This window comes from Acidovorax sp. FJL06, assembly GCF_003852545.1.
Classification (GTDB): Bacteria; Pseudomonadota; Gammaproteobacteria; order Burkholderiales; family Burkholderiaceae_C; genus Acidovorax.
In genome coordinates, this window is record NZ_QAJR01000020.1 from 91,954 (window position 1) to 109,809 (window position 17,856).

Annotated in this window: 18 protein-coding genes; 4 read left to right on the forward strand and 14 right to left on the reverse strand. The window is 69.1% G+C overall.

Translation table 11 applies throughout. The features are described from left to right. Positions 1-36: 36 nt before the first annotated feature. Both DBV10_RS13200 and alr read right to left on the reverse strand, forming a co-directional pair. Positions 37-939 (reverse strand): hypothetical protein, encoded by a 903-nt coding sequence (locus DBV10_RS13200; protein WP_124514079.1) that lies wholly within the window; start codon positions 937-939, stop codon positions 37-39. Between the two features lie 344 nt (positions 940-1,283). Further along, the gene (gene alr / locus DBV10_RS13205) at positions 1,284-2,399 is read right to left on the reverse strand and encodes an alanine racemase (RefSeq protein ID WP_124514080.1); all 1,116 of its coding nucleotides are present in this window, start codon (positions 2,397-2,399) and stop codon (positions 1,284-1,286) included. A gap of 153 nt (positions 2,400-2,552) precedes the next feature. Between alr and lplT the strand changes: the two genes are divergently transcribed. The 3 genes from lplT (at position 2,553) to DBV10_RS13220 (ending at position 5,480) form a co-directional block, all read left to right on the forward strand. Further along, positions 2,553-3,857 carry a lysophospholipid transporter LplT gene (lplT, locus tag DBV10_RS13210; RefSeq protein ID WP_124514081.1) on the forward strand — a complete coding sequence of 435 codons (1,305 nt, stop codon included), beginning with the start codon at positions 2,553-2,555 and terminating at the stop codon, positions 3,855-3,857. Positions 3,858-4,054: 197 nt separating this feature from the next. After that, positions 4,055-4,951: a DMT family transporter gene (locus DBV10_RS13215; RefSeq protein WP_124514082.1), complete on the forward strand. Its 897-nt coding sequence runs from the start codon at positions 4,055-4,057 to the stop codon at positions 4,949-4,951. A gap of 43 nt (positions 4,952-4,994) precedes the next feature. Next, complete coding sequence (locus DBV10_RS13220) at positions 4,995-5,480, forward strand: glutathione peroxidase (RefSeq protein WP_124514083.1); 486 nt, start codon at positions 4,995-4,997, stop codon at positions 5,478-5,480. Positions 5,481-5,507: 27 nt separating this feature from the next. Here DBV10_RS13220 and DBV10_RS13225 read toward each other — a convergent pair whose 3' ends face one another. From DBV10_RS13225 to DBV10_RS13280, 12 genes are all read right to left on the reverse strand, one after another. Further along, on the reverse strand, positions 5,508-5,993 hold the full coding sequence (locus DBV10_RS13225; RefSeq protein WP_124514084.1) for a GNAT family N-acetyltransferase: 486 nt from the start codon (positions 5,991-5,993) through the stop codon (positions 5,508-5,510). Between the two features lie 67 nt (positions 5,994-6,060). Then, complete coding sequence (locus tag DBV10_RS13230; RefSeq protein WP_124514085.1) at positions 6,061-6,795, reverse strand: YafY family protein; 735 nt, start codon at positions 6,793-6,795, stop codon at positions 6,061-6,063. 99 nt (positions 6,796-6,894) lie between these two features. Further along, on the reverse strand, positions 6,895-7,392 hold the full coding sequence (locus DBV10_RS13235; RefSeq protein WP_124514086.1) for a GyrI-like domain-containing protein: 498 nt from the start codon (positions 7,390-7,392) through the stop codon (positions 6,895-6,897). A gap of 186 nt (positions 7,393-7,578) precedes the next feature. Then, positions 7,579-7,866, reverse strand: coding sequence for a DUF2798 domain-containing protein (locus DBV10_RS13240; RefSeq protein WP_124514087.1), 288 nt, complete (start codon positions 7,864-7,866; stop codon positions 7,579-7,581). A gap of 156 nt (positions 7,867-8,022) precedes the next feature. Continuing rightward, positions 8,023-8,661 carry an alpha/beta fold hydrolase gene (locus DBV10_RS13245; RefSeq protein WP_124514088.1) on the reverse strand — a complete coding sequence of 213 codons (639 nt, stop codon included), beginning with the start codon at positions 8,659-8,661 and terminating at the stop codon, positions 8,023-8,025. Between the two features lie 17 nt (positions 8,662-8,678). Continuing rightward, positions 8,679-9,641 (reverse strand): ProQ/FINO family protein, encoded by a 963-nt coding sequence (locus DBV10_RS13250; protein ID WP_233589910.1) that lies wholly within the window; start codon positions 9,639-9,641, stop codon positions 8,679-8,681. A gap of 130 nt (positions 9,642-9,771) precedes the next feature. Then, the gene (glcF, locus tag DBV10_RS13255) at positions 9,772-11,025 is read right to left on the reverse strand and encodes a glycolate oxidase subunit GlcF (RefSeq protein ID WP_124514090.1); all 1,254 of its coding nucleotides are present in this window, start codon (positions 11,023-11,025) and stop codon (positions 9,772-9,774) included. A 45-nt stretch (positions 11,026-11,070) separates the two neighbouring features. Continuing rightward, the gene (locus DBV10_RS13260) at positions 11,071-11,880 is read right to left on the reverse strand and encodes a YoaK family protein (RefSeq protein ID WP_124514091.1); all 810 of its coding nucleotides are present in this window, start codon (positions 11,878-11,880) and stop codon (positions 11,071-11,073) included. Between the two features lie 32 nt (positions 11,881-11,912). Continuing rightward, entirely contained in the window at positions 11,913-13,043 is a 1,131-nt protein-coding gene (glcE, locus tag DBV10_RS13265; RefSeq protein WP_124514092.1) for a glycolate oxidase subunit GlcE, read from the reverse strand. A gap of 271 nt (positions 13,044-13,314) precedes the next feature. Then, on the reverse strand, positions 13,315-14,868 hold the full coding sequence (amt, locus tag DBV10_RS13270; protein WP_124514093.1) for an ammonium transporter: 1,554 nt from the start codon (positions 14,866-14,868) through the stop codon (positions 13,315-13,317). A gap of 36 nt (positions 14,869-14,904) precedes the next feature. Beyond that, positions 14,905-15,243, reverse strand: coding sequence for a P-II family nitrogen regulator (glnK, locus tag DBV10_RS13275; RefSeq protein WP_108615702.1), 339 nt, complete (start codon positions 15,241-15,243; stop codon positions 14,905-14,907). Positions 15,244-15,286: 43 nt separating this feature from the next. After that, positions 15,287-15,994 (reverse strand): TorF family putative porin, encoded by a 708-nt coding sequence (locus tag DBV10_RS13280; protein WP_124514094.1) that lies wholly within the window; start codon positions 15,992-15,994, stop codon positions 15,287-15,289. 214 nt (positions 15,995-16,208) lie between these two features. Here DBV10_RS13280 and DBV10_RS13285 point away from each other — a divergent pair, with 214 nt between their 5' ends. Beyond that, entirely contained in the window at positions 16,209-17,753 is a 1,545-nt protein-coding gene (locus DBV10_RS13285) for a YifB family Mg chelatase-like AAA ATPase (protein ID WP_124514095.1), read from the forward strand. The last annotated feature ends 103 nt before the right edge of the window (positions 17,754-17,856 follow it).

Genomic DNA, 17,856 nt, shown 5'->3' on the forward strand with positions numbered 1-17,856 from the left:
TCAGCCAGCCCCACCAGCTACAAAAACAGGAGCGCACTAGCGCCCTTGCAAGGCCCGCACGGCTTCGGGCAGCGAATGCACATGGGGCAGGAAATGGTCGATCGTGGCGCCCAGCAGCACCGCGCAGACCAGCGCGCCCAGCAAGGGCTTCCAGGTCAGGCGCACGGCGGCGGTGAGCCAGCCCTCGCGCTCCACGCCCACGGCGGCGCGGGCCGTGGCCACCGAGAAGGCAATCTCCACCGCCACGGTGAGCAGCACGTCCCAGCCAAAGAACAGCATGGCCAGCGAACCCGCGCCCAAGATCAGCGCAGCGCCGATGAGGAAGATGGCCACCACGGGCACGACCACCACGGCACCTTCGTCCGCGCTGCCAAGGGCATCGGCCGCGCCGCTGGCCAGGTCGCCCAGCGCGCTGGCCCCGCTGTCGCTGGCCGCGCCCCCGGCATCCGCCAGGCCGGAGGCCCAGCCCAGGTCCCCCGAGGCCCCGCCGCCGCCAAAATCGCCCCCGCCCGCACGCGGCAGGGGCACCCGGGCGCCGCCTCCGCCCCCGCCTCCGCTCGGCCAGGGGAGGTCGGCCGCCAGATCCACCGCGTCGCCCACGCCGCTGTCGCCATCGGATGCGCGCTGGCGCTGCACCAGCCGCGCCGCCCACAGGCGCAGCACCAGCAGATACCCCAGGTAACCCACCGACAGCGTGACCAGGTAGCGCAGCGCCAGCGAATCCACGCCCAGCAGCCTCTGCACATGCGCGCTGCCCCACATGAGCAGCAGCGTGAAGCTGCCAATCAGCAGCCCGTGCCAGCGCAGGCTGTAGCGCTGCTGCAGGCTGCGGGCCACCGTGCCGTGGTGCGGCATGCGCACCGAGCGCCAGGTGGAGCCGCCTTTTCGGTCGTGCCTGCTGCCGTTGTTGCCGTTGCGATCGCTGCGGGAAGTGGCCATGGGAGGGATGCGGTGGGAAAGCGCGATGAAAGAAGTGCGCCATTTCACACCACTTTGGTGTGCCGGCCCAGCCCGGAATCACCGGGGGCATGAACAGCTGCACGCAGACCAGGACCGCCCCGCAGCGCTGCGAGAACGGGGGAAGCGGCGAAGCCGCTCAGGGGAGGTGTTCCATCTCAGTTATCCATGGCGCTGCGCGCCACCCGCAGCGGATGAAACCGGCGCGGCCCAAGCCAGCGCCCCCGTGCAAGGGCCGCCCCGCCGCACCGGGGGCGTCCCCCTCCCGCCTTGCGCAGCAAGGCGAGAGAGGGGGAAGGCGCGAAGCGACTCAGGGGGTGTTTCACTCAGGCCACGCCGTCCACCACCACCGGCACGCGCTGCGCCAGCGCGCACATCAGCTCGTAGCCCACGGTGCCCGCGGCCTGCGCCACCGCGTCGATGGACAGCACCGTGCCATTGCGGGCCTGCCCCCACAGCGTGACCTCGCTGCCAAAGCCGGCGTCGACCCCCGCCTGCTGCAGGGGCGTGAGGTCCACCGTCACCATGTCCATGCTCACCCGCCCCACCAGCCGCGTGCGCACGCCGTTCACCAGCACCGGGGTGCCGGTGTCGCAGTGGCGCGGGTAGCCGTCCGCATAGCCGCAGGCGGCAATGCCGATGGTGAGCGGCCCATCGGCCGTGAAGCGCGAGCCGTAGCCCACCGTGTCGCCGGCCTGCAGCTGCTGCACGGCGATGAGGCGCGTGGACAGGGTCATGGTGGGCTGCAGGCCCCAGTGGCCGGCATCGTGCTCGGGGAAGTCAGGGGCGCTGCCATACACCACGATGCCCGCGCGCACCCAGTCGGCGCGCACGCCCGCATCCTGCGCATGGCGCAGCGTGGCCGCGCTGTTGGACAGGCTGCGCTCACCGGGCAGGTCTTGCGCGGCGGCATTGAAGGCGGCCATCTGGTGCGCAATGCCACGCGGGCCGTCGGCGTCGCTGAAGTGGGTCATGAACGAAATCTCGTCCACCTGCGGCAGCGCGTTGAGCCGCGCCCAGGCGGTGCGGTAGCGCCCGGGCGTGAAACCCAGGCGGTTCATGCCCGAGTTCATCTTGAGGAACACGCGGTGCGGCACCTGCGTCTTGTGCGCGGCCAGCATGTCGATCTGCTCGTCGCAGTGCACGGCATGCCACAGCCCCAGGCGCGAGCACAGTTCCAGGTCGCGCGGCTCGAACACGCCTTCGAGCAGCAGGATGGGCCCGCGCCAGCCCAGGTGGCGCACGCGCTCGGCCTCGGCCAGGTCCAGCAGCGCAAAGCCATCGGCCCCGCGCAGGCCCTCGAACACGCGCTCGATGCCGTGGCCGTAGGCATTGGCCTTGACCACCGCCCAGACCTTGGCGTCGGGCACCGATTGGCGCACGCGCGCGAGGTTGTGGTGCAGGGCAGTGGTGTGGATGGTGGCTGCGATGGGACGGGGCATGGGAGGGACCTGGTGGCTCGGGATTTACCGGGAATACGCGCAGGATTCTGGCACTGTGGCCGTTTATCCGCGTGATATAACCGCCTGTCCCCTGCTACGACTCCTCACATTTACCAGGGTATCAGCCCAGCTGATGCTCCCACCAGCCATTCGATGAAGCGCGGTTTCTACACCATCATGTCGGCGCAGTTCTTCAGCTCGCTGGCCGACAACGCACTCTTCGTGGCGGCCGTCGAACTCCTGCGCACCGAAGGCGCCCCCGAATGGCAGCGCGCCGCCCTGGTGCCCATGTTTGCCCTGTTCTATGTGGTGCTCGCGCCCTTTGTGGGCGCGTTTGCCGACGCCCTGCCCAAGGGCAAGGTCATGTTCGTGAGCAACGCCATCAAGGTGGTGGGCTGCCTGATGATGCTGTTCGGCTCGCACCCGCTCATCGCCTACGCCGTGGTCGGCCTGGGTGCCGCAGCCTACTCGCCCGCCAAGTACGGCATCCTCACCGAACTGCTGCCCGCCTCGCAGCTGGTCAAGGCCAATGGCTGGATCGAGGGGCTCACCATCGCCTCCATCATCCTGGGCGTGCTGTTTGGCGGCCAGCTCGTGGGCCAGCAGCTGTCGGGCCTGCTGCTGGGCATCGACATCCCGTTCGTCGACACCGGGGTGGACACCCCCGCCGAGTCGGCCATCGCTGCGCTGATCGCCGTGTATGGCGTGGCCGCCTGGTTCAACACCCGCATCCCGCACACCGGCGTGGAAATGCGGCCGATGCGCACGGACCCGTCGCGCAGCGTGCTGTCAAACGCGCTGGGCCTGCTGCCCGACTTTTGGGCCTGCAACAGCCGCCTGTGGCGCGACAAGCTCGGGCAAATCTCGCTCTCGACCACCACCCTGTTCTGGGGGGCGGGTGCCAACCTCAAGTTCATTGTGCTGGCCTGGGCCGGCGCCGCGCTGGCCTACAACACCACCCAGGCATCGGCGCTGACCGGCGTGGTGGCCATTGGCACCGCTGTGGGTGCGGTGGTGGCCTCGATGCGCATGCGCCTGGACATGGCCACCAAGGTGATTCCGCTGGGCATTGCCATGGGGCTGCTGCTGATCCTCATGGTGTTCATCAACAACATCTGGCTGGCGATCCCCTTCCTCATCGTGCTGGGTGGCCTGGGCGGCTACCTGGTCGTGCCCATGAATGCGCTGCTGCAGCACCGGGGCCACAACCTCATGGGCGCAGGCCGCTCCATTGCCGTGCAGAACTTCAACGAGAACGCCTGCATCCTGGCATTGGGCGCGTTCTACAGCCTCTCGCTCAAGCTGGGGCTGTCGGTGTTTGGCGCCATCACGGCCTTCGGGCTGGTGGTGGCCGGTGTGATGTGGCTGATCCAGCGCTGGCACCAGAACAACTGCGTTGCGCACCGCGAAGAGGTGGAGCACCTGCTGCACATTGCGCGGCACGACACGCACCACTGAAGACACCCCCTGAGGCGCTGCGCGCCTTCCCCCTCTCTCGCTGCGCGGGAGGGGGACGCACCCGGTGGCCTGGCAAAGCCAGCTCCACGGGTGCGCTGGCGGGGACGGTGTGCCAGTTTCTGGCGCTGCGCCGATTACTATTATTTTCATAGCTATCAGCGCTTATCTATAGTGCGGTAGCGGCCATTTCTCCTTCAATGCAATCGCCTTTGCCATTCGCCGCCCTGCTGTTCAACGCCTTCGTCTGGGGGCTGGCGTGGTGGCCGTTTCAGCACATGCACCAGGCGGGCCTGCACCCGCTGTGGGCCACGGCGTTCATGTATGCGGTGGTGCTGCTGGCGCTGCTGGCCTGGCGCCCCACGCTGTGGGCCCAGGTGCGCCAGCACCCCGAGCTGTGGCTGCTGGCGCTGGCCTCGGGCCTGAACAACGTGGCGTTCAACTGGGCCGTGACCATTGGCGACGTGGTGCGCGTGATCCTGCTGTTCTATCTGATGCCCGCCTGGGCCGTGCTGCTGGCCTGGAAGATCCTGGGCGAGCGGCCCACGGCCTCGGCCCTGCTGCGCCTGGCGCTGGCCTTTGCCGGCGTGGTGCTGGTGCTGCTGCCTGCAGATGCGCCCGCATCGCGCCTGGTGCAGAACCTGTCGCTGGCCGACGGCCTGGCCCTGCTGGGCGGCTTCATGTTCGCGCTCACCAATGTCACGCTGCGCCGCCTGCACACCGTGCCCGGGCCAGCGCGCATGTTTTCGATGTTCGGCGGCTGCATGCTCATGGCGCTGGCCGTGGCCGGCATCGGGCGGCAGGCGGGCGTGGTCGATGCCTTCCCCGCATTCAACAGCACCTGGGTCGTCACCGGCCTGCTGCTGGCGGGCGTGCTCATGCTGGGCAACTGGGCGCTGCAGTTCGGCGCGGCGCGGCTGGCGGCGGGCACCACGGCACTGGTGATGCTGTCGGAGGTGATGTTCGCCAGCGTCTCCTCGGCCCTGCTGGGCGCGGCCACTCTGAACCCGCGCACCGTGCTGGGCGGCGGGCTGATCCTGCTGGCCTCGCTGCTCGCTGCGCTGCAGTTCCGCCGGCCCGGCGCCACGCCGCACTGAACACACTACCATGGGGCATCTTCCACCCTGAGGAGCTTGTGCCATGCCAGGCAGCATTTACGACTTCGACGCCCAGCAGATGAACGGCCAGACCGTGCCGCTCTCACAGTACAAAGGCAAGGTGCTGCTCATCGTGAACACCGCCAGCGCCTGCGGCTTCACACCCCAGTTCGGCGGCCTGGAAGAGCTGCACCAGCAGTACGCGGGCCAGGGCCTGGTGGTGCTGGGCTTTCCCTGCAACCAGTTCGGTGCGCAGGACCCGGGCAGCAACGACGAGATCGCAAGCTTCTGCCAGCTCAACTACGGCGTGAGCTTTCCGATGATGGCCAAGATCGACGTGAACGGCGCCGGCGCCTCGCCCCTCTACCAGTGGCTCACCGCCGAGGCCCCGGGCCTGCTGGGCAGCAAGGCCATCAAGTGGAACTTCACCAAGTTCCTGGTCGGCAAAGACGGCCGGGTCATCCGCCGCTATGCGCCGCAGGATGCACCGAAGAAGCTGGCGGGGGATATTGAGGCGGCGCTGGCTTGACGGTGCCTGCAGGCAGGCGCACCGCCCCTAGAAACCTGTTCTAAGGGCTGGCGGAGCCCAGCGGCACAACACGCGCTCCCGGCCCGTCTGTGGGTGCCGGTCGATGCCTTCCTCAACCAGCCCGCACCGTGCATAGAAACGCCGGGCCCCCTGGTTGCCCGTTGCCACATGCAACGTCCATCCCCGGGGACAAAAGTGCTCGCAGATTTGCTGCACCAAGGCCGCCCCCAGGCCGTGGCCCTGTGCCTCGGGCGCCACGAAGAGCTGGTGCAGATGGCCCAGGGTCTGGTCCAGCACCACAAAGCCCTGCACGGCGTGGCCGCGTTCCACCAGCACGGTGGTGCAAGGCGGGCCAAATTCCGCACTCGCCCGCGCCTCCCAGTGCGCCAGAGGCGCCACGGTCTGCACCGCCGGGTTGGCAGACCCCCAGGAGGCACGCCACACTCGCGCGAGTCGGGGGATGTCGCCTGGGACTGCGGAACGCAGCACCAGTGCTGGTGGAGGGTGGGTCATGCACGCATTGTGCGGGCCAGCCCCAAAAGCGGCCACCCTCCCGCCCGCGTCACCACCGCAGCGCCGCTCAGGCGTTCAACCCGGGCACCTGCGCCGGCGGCCATTCCGGCGGCCGCGAGTCCATCTCCGCCTCCACCTTGCGCAGCATGTCGGCCAGGGTCTTGCCGGGCTCCTGGCGGAACTGTTCGTCCAGCACCGCCAGGTCCACGATGCGGTCGATGCGAAAGCCCCGGAAGTCATTGCGCAGCTCGCACCAGGCCGACAGCGTCCAGACCTTGCCCCAGTAGAAGCAACCCAGCGGCCGCAGGCGGCGCAGGCTGGGGCGGCCGTGCACATCGGCGTAGTCGATCTGCACCACATGGCGGCTGTGCACCGCCTCGCGCAGCGCCTGCAGGGTGGCCTGGGCCCGCGGGTCCAGCCCCACCGAAGGGGCGTACAGCGCCTGCGCCTCGGCGGCCACGCGCGCGGCCGGGGGCAGCACCGACAGGATCTTGTGGAGCGCCCCTTCCACCTCGCGCGCCAGGCCGGCGTCCAGCCAGGCCTGGGCCAGCCGCGCGGCCGCAACCAGCGCATTGGCCTCGCCCTGGCTGAACATCAGGGGCGGCAGCTCGAAGCCCGCGCCCAGGCGGTAGCCCACGCCGGCCTCGCCCTCAATGGGCACGCCCTGGTGCTGCAGGTCCGCCACATCGCGGTAGATGGTGCGCGCAGAGACTTCGAGCCGCTCGGCCAGGAAGGCGGCCGTGGACAGGCGCCGGCCCCGGATGAGCTGGACGATCTGGAAAAGGCGGTCGGCGCGGCGCATGGGTGGGATTCCGTTTTTCTTCCAGGATTTTGGCCTGCTGGCGCTAGCTACACAAGCGCCAGCAGCTACCAAATAAATAGCACCTTCCCAGAAGATGTCTTATGGCTTCACGCCCACATGGATGGCCACCTTGTCGGGCCCCTCGTAGGCCTCGAAGTCGGTGCCGAAGCGGCGCTGCACCTGCGGGTTCTCGGCAAAGTAGTGCCAGATGCGGACCCAGGTGTCGATCACCATCTGCGGCATGTCGCCCTCGCCGCTGAAGACCAGGTAGTCGCCCGCCTCGATGTCAATGCGGCTCGCCCCCGGCACGGTCTTCTGCACCAGGTCCGGCTCGGCCACAGCCACGCCGGCGGTCACGTCGAAAGCGCCATGCTCGTTCGATTCATAGCCGCTGTACACGCCAAAGATGCGGCCGTCGTCGCCCCGGCTGGGCAGCTTGCGCTCCCAGCTCTGGCTGAAAAACCGGCTCCACAGGTCGCCCAGGCGTGCGACGGCGGGGTTCATCTCTTCGCTGTTGCGCGTGCGCACGCCGATGCCGGCCACGCTGAACGCGGGGATCTGGAGGGGGGTGGGTGGGGTGGTGGTGATGGTGGTCATGGCAGGTCCTCTCTCTACAGTGGATGAAATCGACGCCCGGGCCGATGGCGCCGTGCGAGAGAGGCATGGTGCGTGCACGCTGCTGACAGCCTGATGTCAGCAGCGTCATGCTGCCCACTCCGGCGCCCCCGGGGTGGGCGCAGCGGGCGCCGGCGTGCAGGCGCCCGCTGCCCGCCCTGCTCCGGGTCAGCCCAGCTGCTCAACGAGGGCCGCCGTGGCGCGGCGCACCACCGGCAGCACCAGCAGCAGCGTGGGGAAGGCCACGACCCAGGACAGCGCCCAGGAACTCAGCCACAGGCGCGGGAGGTCCAGCGAGAAGCCCGCCACGCGCACGGTGCTGATCAGGGACACGATGAAGGTCATGAGCAGCGACAGCAGCAGCGGCATGACCCAGGCCGCCGAGCGTGCGGGCAGCTTGGGCAGCCCGAGAAAGGTCTGGCGGGGAGACGGGGGGAGCGAAGAAGGTTGGTTCATTGAAGTTCCAGAAAGCAAACCGGTCAAGCAAGGTGCCGCCCCCGCCCTGCAGCATCTGCAGGCTGGGGGCCACCACCCCGGCAGGGCCGGCGTTGGTTGGCACGTTGATTGACGTAAACGCTTACGGCAACCCATGAACCGGGTCGCACCAGGATTCTAGGCGGTCTCGGCGCCCGCCTGCAGGTGGTGGCTGATATGCCCTGCCACCGCCTCGGCGTGGGTCTGGGCCAGGTCGTGGGCGCCGCCCGGCAGCACGTGCAGCTGCGCACGGGGCAGCAAGCCCTGCAGGCGCTCGCCCACCGCCACGGGGCTGATGGGGTCGGCATCGCCCCACAGCAGCAAGGTGGGTGGGCGCACCGATGCCAGCTGCGGTGCCAGGTTCCAGCGCTCCTGGGCCATCCACGCCGGGAAGGCGGGGTTCGAGCGCATGAAATCAGGGCGCCAGTCGTGCGGGCGCAGGTCGTCGATCGGCACACCGCCGGACGTGGCCACGAGCACCAGGTGCGTGAGATGTTCGGGCCGCTGCAGGGCGGCCAGCACCGCCACCACGCCCCCCAGGGACTGGGCGACCAGTGCACAGGGCTGGTCCATGTGCGGCGTGACCGCGTCGACCAGGTCCTGCATGCGGCCCGCCGCGTTCGGCGGCATGTCCGTCGCCGATGCCAACCCAAACCACGGCCAGCCGAGCAGCACGCGCTCGGCCGGGAGCGTGATCGCGGCCGAGGCCGGCCGCCAGAACGCCGGGTTGCCGCCCACACCGGGCAGGAAGATCAGGCGGACGGGGGTGGCAGACACGAAGGGCGTGCCCGGCGTCAGCGGTCCTGGGCCGGGGCCGCAGCCGATGGCTCCGCCGCTGCGGTCCCCTCATCAGCGGATGCCGCTGATGCCGCTGGAGCAGCAGCAACGGCGGCGGCATCCGCCGCCCGCGCGGCAGCCAGGCGGCGTGCGCGTTCAAGCTGCTGGCCCACGGTGCGGGGCACCAGGCCGTACATGTCGGCAAAGGCGTCGAGCGTCTGGCCGCTGGCTTCAAACGCGCGCAGCAGGGCTTCGTCCTTGGCGTTGCGGGCGGCCCATTCGGCAAAGGCCTCTTCGAGGAGGGCATTGGCGGCTTCGTCACGGCTTTGCACCAGCTCGGTGTAGGCCTCGCGCGCGAGGCCCGAGGCCTCGAACGCAGCCATCATGCGGTTGCGCAGCTTGGGCAGCAGGTCGTCGGTGGCGCGGGCCTTCTTGCGGCGGTACACCTCCAGCAGCGCATGGTGCACATGCTCGGGCGCCATGGTTTCCACCGGCTGGCCTTGCAGATCGTGGCGCTTGTCGCCCGCCGCCACGCTTTGCAGGTAGCGCGTGGAGCGGGTGTGCAGGCCCAGCGCCACCTTGAGCGCCTCGCGCTCGAACTGCTCGGCATGCTGGGCCAGGATGTCCTGGAAGATGCCGCGCTTGAGCGGGCGGAACACGGCGCCGAACAGGTGCGGGTACAACGCCGCCAACTGCTCCAGCGCCGGGTGCACGCGCTGGGGCGCACGCGGGGCTGCGCCGGGCGCAGCGGCCTGGGGTGCGCCCTCGGTCGCCCCTTCGGGCGCCGGGCGCCCCTCGGGCTTGCGGCGGTTGCGGCCCCCCCGGCGGGATCCGCCTTTGCGCTGCGGCTGGGGCGCACCGGCTTCATCGGCAGGCGCAGCGGTTGCCACGGAGGCGGCAGCCTCGGCCACCACAGGCGCGGCCACGGGGGCGGCAGGGGCTGCGTGGGGTTGTTCTTGTGCGGACGCGGAGTCGGTCATGGCAATGCGGTTCGGGGGCGAATGGGAAGCGACAAAACCCTCAATCATGCCAGCGTTGCACCGGCGTGCCGCCAACGGCCCCGGATGGGGGACTGCGCAGCAGGGCCGGAGCCCCCCGACCGGGGCCCTGTCACGGGGTGCGCAGCGCCTCGTCCAGCACCTCCACCCAGTGCCGCACCGGTGTGCCCGTGCCGCTTTGCAGGTGGGTGATGCAGCCGATGTTGGCCGACAGGATCACATCGGGCGGCTGATCGCCGAAGGCCTCGGCCAGCACGCCCAGCTTGCGGTCGCGCAGTGGGTACGACAGGTCGGGGTTCAACACTGAATAGGTGCCTGCCGAGCCGCAGCACAGGTGGGCGTCGTTGCGTGCGGTGCGCAGCTGAAAGCCGAGCTGGTTCAGGTGCGCCTCGACGCCGCCGCGCAGCTTCTGGCCGTGCTGCAGGGTGCAGGGCGGGTGGTAGGCGTAGAGCGTGCCGGGCTGCTGCACGCGGCCCTGCAGCTTGGCGGCCAGCTCGGGCAGCAGGGCCGGCAGCAGCTCCGAGAGGTCGCGCGTGAGGGCGCTGATGCGCGCGGCCTGGGCCGCGTACCGGGGGTCGTCCTTCAGGATGTGTCCATACTCCTTGACGGTGACGCCGCAGCCCGAGGCGTTCATGACGATGGCCTCGACCTCGCCAGATTCGACCAGCGGCCACCAGGCATCGATGTTGGCGCGCATCTCGGCCATGCCGCCCTCCTGGTCGTTGAGGTGGAACTTGACGGCACCGCAGCAGCCCGCCTTGGCAGCCACCACGGTCTGGATGCCCACGGCGTCGAGCACGCGCGCGGTGGCCGTGTTGATATTCGGCATCATGGCCGGCTGCACGCAACCCGCGAGCATGAGCACCTTGCGGGCATGCACGCGCGTGGGCCAGGCCCCGGCGTCCTGCGGTGCAGGCACCTTGGCCTTCAGGGCCTCGGGCAGCAGGCCGCGCACCATTTGCCCGGCCTTCATCGCGGGGGCGAACAGGGGCGAGGGCAGGCCTTCCTTCAGCGCCCAGCGCAGGGCCTTTTCGCCCAGGGGGCGCGGCACTTTCTCGTCCACGATCTTGCGGCCGATGTCCACCAGGTGGCCGTATTGCACGCCGCTGGGGCAGGTGCTTTCGCAGTTGCGGCAGGTGAGGCACCGGTCCAGGTGCATCTGGGTCTTGCGCGTGGGCGTTTCGCCTTCGAGCACCTGCTTGATGAGGTAGATCCGGCCGCGCGGGCCGTCCAGCTCGTCGCCCAGCAATTGGTAGGTGGGGCAGGTGGCCGTGCAGAAGCCGCAGTGCACACATTTGCGCAGGATGGATTCGGCCGCGAGGCCATCGGCGCGGGCGCGGTATTCAGGAGAAAGCTGGGTTTGCATGGTGCATGCCTGGGCGGGGAAGCGGAAAGAGAGTTCAGAACGGATTCAGCGCGCGGCCGGCGGGTCCAGCGGCGGGTCGATTTGCGCGCCCTGCACAAGCGCCTTGCGCCAGGGGTGGTGCAGCCGCGCGCGGTCGGCCCACAGCGGGGGCAGGGACAGGGCCAGCAGCACCAGCGCCAGCGGCACCACAAACACAAACCCCACATGTTTGAAGCCCGCGGCCCCCGCGATGCCCCCCACCAGGAACATCCCCAGCAGCCCGGCAAACAGCCGCAGCCGGGCCTGGTTGGCGCGCACCTGCGACTCGGGCGCGGTGCCCGTGCGGTTCCAGTAGAGCATCTTGCCCATCTCGATGCCCAGGTCGGTCACCACGCCCGTCATGTGCGTGGTGCGGATCTGGGACGAGGACATCTTGGTCACCGTGGCGTTCTGCAGGCCCATGATGAAGGACAGCAGCAGCACCGTGAGCGGCACGGCAAACGGCGTGGGCCAGCTGAGCGTGATCGCGCCCACCAGGCCGAACAGCAGCATGAGCACGGCTTCGAGCAGCAGCGGCAGCGCATAGGTGCTGCGCAGCCTGCGCTGGCGCGCCCAGTTGACCATGATGGCCGTGGTGCCCGCGCCCGACAGGAAGGCCCACAGCGCGCCGATGGCACCCAGCACCAGCTTCATCTGGCCCAGCACCAGGTTGTCGGCCAGCGAGGACAAAAAGCCGGTCATGTGCGAGGTGTACAGGTGCACCACCAGGAACCCGCCGGCATTCACGGCCCCCGCATTGAAGGCCAGCAGCAGGCCCAGCACGCGGTTGCTGGCCACCGTGCGGCGGTGTCCGGTGAGGTGGCGCAGGCGTTTCATGCGGGGTCGGTATGCGGTGGCTGCGGCAGCGCCTACCAGGCCCGCGCCACCCGGCCCGGGTTGAAGATGCCGGCCGGGTCAAAGCTGTGCTTGAGCCGCGCGTGGATCTGCTCCAACGCCCTGGATTGAAGATCGAATATGCCTTTTGCGCTGGTGCCACCTGCGCCAGCAGCTACAAAAACAGAAGCATTTCCGCCCACGGCTTGTGCAGCTTCGCGCAGGGCCTCACCCGCCGATTCGGGGGCCTGCACCCAGCGCAGTGCGCCATGCCACTCCACCAGCGGCTCGGCACCGCCGGGCAGGGCCAGCACCGGAGCGGTAGCGGGCACGGACAGGCGCCACAGCGCGTGCTCGGGGTGCGCGGCGCGAGCGCTGAACCAGGGCAGGGTCTGCTCGCGGCAGGCGGCCCAGTCGGCGGCCACGGCGGCGTTGTCGTCCATGCGCGTGCCACCCATGGTCTTGCACGCGGCCTCCACCGCCGCCACGGCGCCGCGCAGGCGCACATACAGCGTGCCCACGCCTTCATCCGGCACCCAGCAGCTGGCGTTGAGCGGCAGCGGCTGGCCGCCCCAGGCGTGCAGCCGGCGCAGGGCGCCGGCCTGGGCGATGCCCTCGAACCGGAGCGTGGCCTCGCCGGGCGCCACGGGCAGCACCTTGAGGCTCACCTCGGTCAGCAGGCCCAGCGTGCCCCAGGCGCCCGCCATGAGGCGGGACACGTCATACCCCGCGACGTTTTTCATGACCTGGCCGCCGAAGGTCAACAGTTCGCCTTTGCCGTTGAGCACCGTCACGCCCAGCAGGTAGTCGCGCACCGCGCCCACGCTGGCGCGGGCGGGGCCCGACAGGCCTGCCGCCACCATGCCGCCCACGGTGGCGGCTTCTTGCGGGCCTTTGGAGAAATGGGGCGGCTCAAACGGCAGGCACTGGCCACGCTCGGCCAAGGCGGCTTCCAGCTCGGCCAGCGGCGTGCCGGCGCGCACGGTGACGACCAGCTCGCTGGGCTCGTAGCTCACGATGCCGCGCAGCCCCCGGGTGTCGAGCACCTCGCCGTGCAGGGCCAGGCCATGGAAGTCCTTGGTGCCCCCGCCACGGATGCGCAACGGGGTCTGGTCGGCCGCAGCGGCACGCACACGCTCGGCAATCGGGGCAAGGGAAAAATCCATCCGTGCATCGTAGCGGCAGCGGTGTGCGGCACGGCAGGCAGGGCGCGTGAATTTTTTGAACAGCGCTTGTGAAGGGCAACGGCCTGGTGGCGGGCCGGCAGGGGGCGCCAAGCCCCCGCCGCCAAAGACAACCCGCGAGCCCCTGCCGGCACGAAAAAGGCCCGCCGGTGGTCGGCGGGCCAAAGAACCGAGAAGAGTAACTCGCTTGTTGTTCTGCTTACCACGCCACGGTGCCACCAGACACCGCAGCGCGTAGGGCGCAAGCAGCGGATCAGCGGTTGTACGCCGTTTCGCCGTGCGAGGTGATGTCCAGGCCTTCGCGTTCGTCTTCTTCCGAGACACGCAGGCCCACCGTCAGGTCAACGATCTTGTAGGCCACGAAGGACACCACACCCGACCACACGATGGTCAGCAGCACGGCCTTGGCCTGCGTCCACACCTGGGCAGCGATGGAGTAGTCGGCGGCGGTGACCATGGAAGCCGTCACCCAGTCAGCCACATAGCCCGGGCCACCCAGGCCAGGCGCGTTGAACACGCCGGTCAGCAGGGCCCCCACGATGCCGCCGATGCCGTGCACGCCGAACACGTCGAGCGAGTCGTCCGCGCCCAGCAGCTTCTTGAGGCCGTTCACACCCCACAGGCAGGCAAAGCCGCCCACGAGGCCGATCACCAGGGCACCGCCGATACCGACGTTGCCAGCGGCAGGCGTGATGGCCACGAGGCCGGCCACGGCACCCGAGGCGGCACCCAGCATCGAGGCCTTGCCGCGCATCAGCGCTTCACCCATGCACCAGGCCAGCACGGCGGCGGCGGTGGCCACCAGCGTGTTGATGAAGGCCAGGGCGGCAAAGCCGTTGGCTTCCAGTGCCGAGCCGGCGTTGAAGCCGAACCAGCCCACCCACAGCAGCGAGGCGCCCACCATGGTCAGCGTCAGGCTGTGAGGCGCCATGGCTTCACGGCCGTAGCCGATGCGCTTGCCCACCATGAACGCGCCCACCAGGCCCGCGACAGCGGCGTTGATGTGCACCACGGTGCCGCCGGCGAAGTCCAGCGCGCCGGACTGCCAGATGTAGCCGGCCGTGGCGTTGACCTTGTCCACCACTTCCTTGCTGACGTAGGCATCCGGGCCGGCCCAGAACCACACCATGTGGGCAATCGGCAGGTAGCTGAAGGTGAACCACAGCACCATGAACAGCATGACAGCGCTGAACTTGATGCGCTCGGCGAACGCCCCCACGATCAGGGCGCAGGTGATGCCGGCGAACGTGGCCTGGAAGGCCGCGAACACCACTTCAGGAATCACGACGCCCTTGCTGAACGTGGCCGCATTGGCAAACGTGCCGGCGGCGTTGTCCCAGATGCCCTTCATGAACAGGCGGTCGAAGCCGCCGATGAAGGCGCCGCCTTCGGTGAAGGCCAGGCTGTAGCCGTAGAGGAACCACAGCACCACGATCAGCGAGAACGTGACCATCACCTGCATCAGCACGGACAGCATGTTCTTGCTGCGCACCAGGCCGCCGTAGAACAGCGCCAGGCCAGGCAGGACCATGAGGATCACGAGGAGGGTGGAGGTCATCATCCAGGCGGTATCGCCCTTGTTGGGGACCGGCACGGGGGCTTCGGCAGCCGCCGCCGCAGGAGCGGCGGCAGTGGCTGCGGCGGGGGCCGCTGCAGCGGCTGCGGGCGCAGCAGCATCCGCAGCAGGCGCAGCCGCCGCAGGTGCAGCGGCGGCCGGCTCGGTGGCGGCAGGGGCCTGGGCCAGGGACAGATTGCCCATGGTCAGCAGACCGAGCCCCAGAATGAAGGAAGCAAGCAGTTTTTTCATGGCATTTCTTCTCTTGTGTCTGTAGCAGCCGGGCCCTTACAGGGCTTCCTTGCCGGTTTCGCCCGTGCGGATGCGCACCACCTGCTCCAGGTGGGTCACGAAAATCTTGCCGTCGCCGATCTTGCCGGTGCGCGCGGCGCTTTCGATGGACTCGATCACGCGGTCCACCAGGTCGTCCGCGATGGCGGCTTCGATCTTGACCTTGGGGAGAAAGTCCACCACGTACTCTGCACCGCGGTACAGCTCGGTGTGGCCCTTCTGGCGGCCAAAGCCCTTGACCTCGGTTACCGTGATGCCTTGCACGCCGATGTCGGAGAGTGCTTCACGCACCTCGTCGAGCTTGAAGGGCTTGATGATGGCTGTCACCATTTTCATTTTCAGATCCTCCGGAATGGGCGCCAGCGGCGCCCATTGAGACTTACAGGGTTTTGGTGAGCGTGACGATCACGCGCGACTTGTTGACGGGACCGAAGTAGTCCTTCTTGTTGGCGCCCACCACGGCAGCGCCCAGCGACACGCCCGAGCCGAAATCGTAGGCACCGCCCACGCTGTAGTCCATGAAGTTGGGGGCCGTGATGTCGCCACCAAAGCGGGTGAAGCCCACCGAGGCCTTCAGCGTGATCTTGGGAGCCACTTCCTGGGCGAATGCCAGGTTCAGGTAGCCGGTGTTGCGGCCCTTGCCGGAACCGGCGTAGTCGAAGTAGTCCTTGGACAGGGTGTGCGAGTACTTGGCCGTCACGGGGCCGAAGGTGGCGGCGCCATAGACCTCGGTGGTGTTGCCTTTGCTGTTGCCGGGGTAGATGTAGGTCAGGGCGCCCACGTCCAGATCCACATCGCCGGCCTTGAACTTGTAGCCGCCGTAGACATCGGATTCGATGGAGTTGCCCGACAGCCAGTTCACGCTGGAGTTCCAGTTGCCGACGTAGAAGCCGGTTTCGCCGAAGGCGTAGTCAAAACCGCCTTGCAGCGCGGGCTTGACGGCTTTGACCTTGGAGGCGTCCTGGTCCTGGCCACGGAACTTGTAGTTCGTAGTCAGGCTGACGTTGCCGGTGAGCTGGGCACTGGCCAGCATGGGAAGGGTTGCAACAAGGGCAACGCCCAGGGTCTTGATGATGGCGCGGGTCATGTTTCCTCCGGTTGGACAAAGTAGGGACATGCGCTTTAAGCACGGACCGTGCCACTCTGCGGTGCACGGGGCCGCGCACCGTTGCGTTGCGTTACAACAATCCCCAGTACAGTGGCGGTGGATGCGCCGGCCATGTTGCACCCAACTGGTGCAAAAAGCCACCGCACCCCGCCAAATCACCACAAAACGCACCCATCTGGGGAGAAATCGCTTCATGAGTCTTGCTTTGGTGCAAAGCCGCGCCCTTCTGGGGATGCAGGCGCCTGCTGTCACCGTGGAAGTGCATTTGGCCAATGGTTTGCCCAGCTTCACTTTGGTGGGGCTGGCCGAGGTGGAGGTGAAAGAGGCGCGCGAGCGCGTGCGCTCGGCCCTGCAGAACGCGGGGCTGGAGTTTCCGCACAACAAGAGGATCACCGTCAACCTCGCCCCGGCCGACCTGCCCAAGGACTCCGGCCGCTTCGATCTGCCGATTGCGCTGGGCATCCTCGCGGCCAGCGGCCAGGTGGATGCCAGCCGCCTGGCGGGCTACGAGTTTGCGGGCGAGCTGTCGCTGTCGGGCGCGCTGCGCCCGGTGCGCGGCGCACTCGCCACCAGCCTGGCGCTGCAGACGCAGCAGATCGACGCCCAGCTCGTGCTGCCCCCGGGCAGCGCCGAAGAGGCCGCCCTGGTGCCCGCCGCCCAGGTGGAGCGCGCCCGCCACCTGCTCGACGTGGTGCGCGCCTTTCTGCCGCCGGGCAGCGTGGCGGGCGGCGACGCCGATATCGCCAACGACGGCTGGACCCGCCTGCAGCCCACCCCCATGGCCGCCTGCACCACCGGCCCCGACATGGCCGACGTGAAAGGCCAGGCTGCGCCCAAGCGCGCGCTGGAGATCGCCGCGGCCGGGGGGCACAGCGTGCTCATGGCCGGCCCGCCGGGCTCGGGCAAATCCATGCTGGCGCTGCGCTTTGCCGGCCTGCTGCCCGCGATGACCGTGCAGGAGGCCCTGGAGAGCGCCGCCATTGCCAGCCTGGCCGGGCGCTTTCGCCCCGAGGCCTGGGGCCAGCGGCCCACCGGCCAGCCCCACCACACGGCCAGCGCGGTGGCCCTGGTGGGCGGCGGCTCGCCGCCCCGCCCTGGCGAAATCTCCCTGGCCCACCAGGGCGTGCTTTTTCTGGACGAATTGCCGGAGTTTCCCCGGGCCGCGCTGGAGGCCCTGCGCGAACCGCTCGAAACCGGCCACATCACCATCGCGCGAGCGGCCCAGCGCGCGGACTATCCCGCCCGGTTCCAGATGATTGCGGCCATGAACCCCTGCCCCTGCGGCTTCCTGGGCTCGGCCCAGCGCGCCTGCCGCTGCACGCCCGACCAGGTGAACCGCTACCAGGCCAAGCTCAGCGGCCCGCTGCTGGACCGCATCGACCTGCATGTGGAGGTGCCCGCCCTGCCCGCCGACCAGCTGGTGCAGGCCCCTGCGGGCGAGGCCACCGCCACCATCCGGGCCCGGGTGGAGCGCGCCCGCGCGGCCGCCCTGGCGCGCCAGGGCTGCACCAACCAGGCGCTGCAAGGGCAGGCCATCGACACCCACCTGCAGCTGGACGACACCGCCGCCAAGTTCCTCAACACGGCCGCCGCCCGCCTGGGCTGGTCGGCCCGCAGCACGCACCGCGCCCTGAAGGTGGCCCGCACCATCGCCGACCTGGCAGGCGCGGTCACCACCGAGGTCCGCCACGTGGCCGAGGCCGTGCAATACCGGCGTGTGCTGCGCAGCCCGGGCTGAACCGCCACGCCATCCATTCAGTATTAAATTGATAGCACATAGCGCTTTCCCCGCCCGCCGCAGCGCCTGATTTTTATCAAACCCGGCGAACATGGCCCGCGCC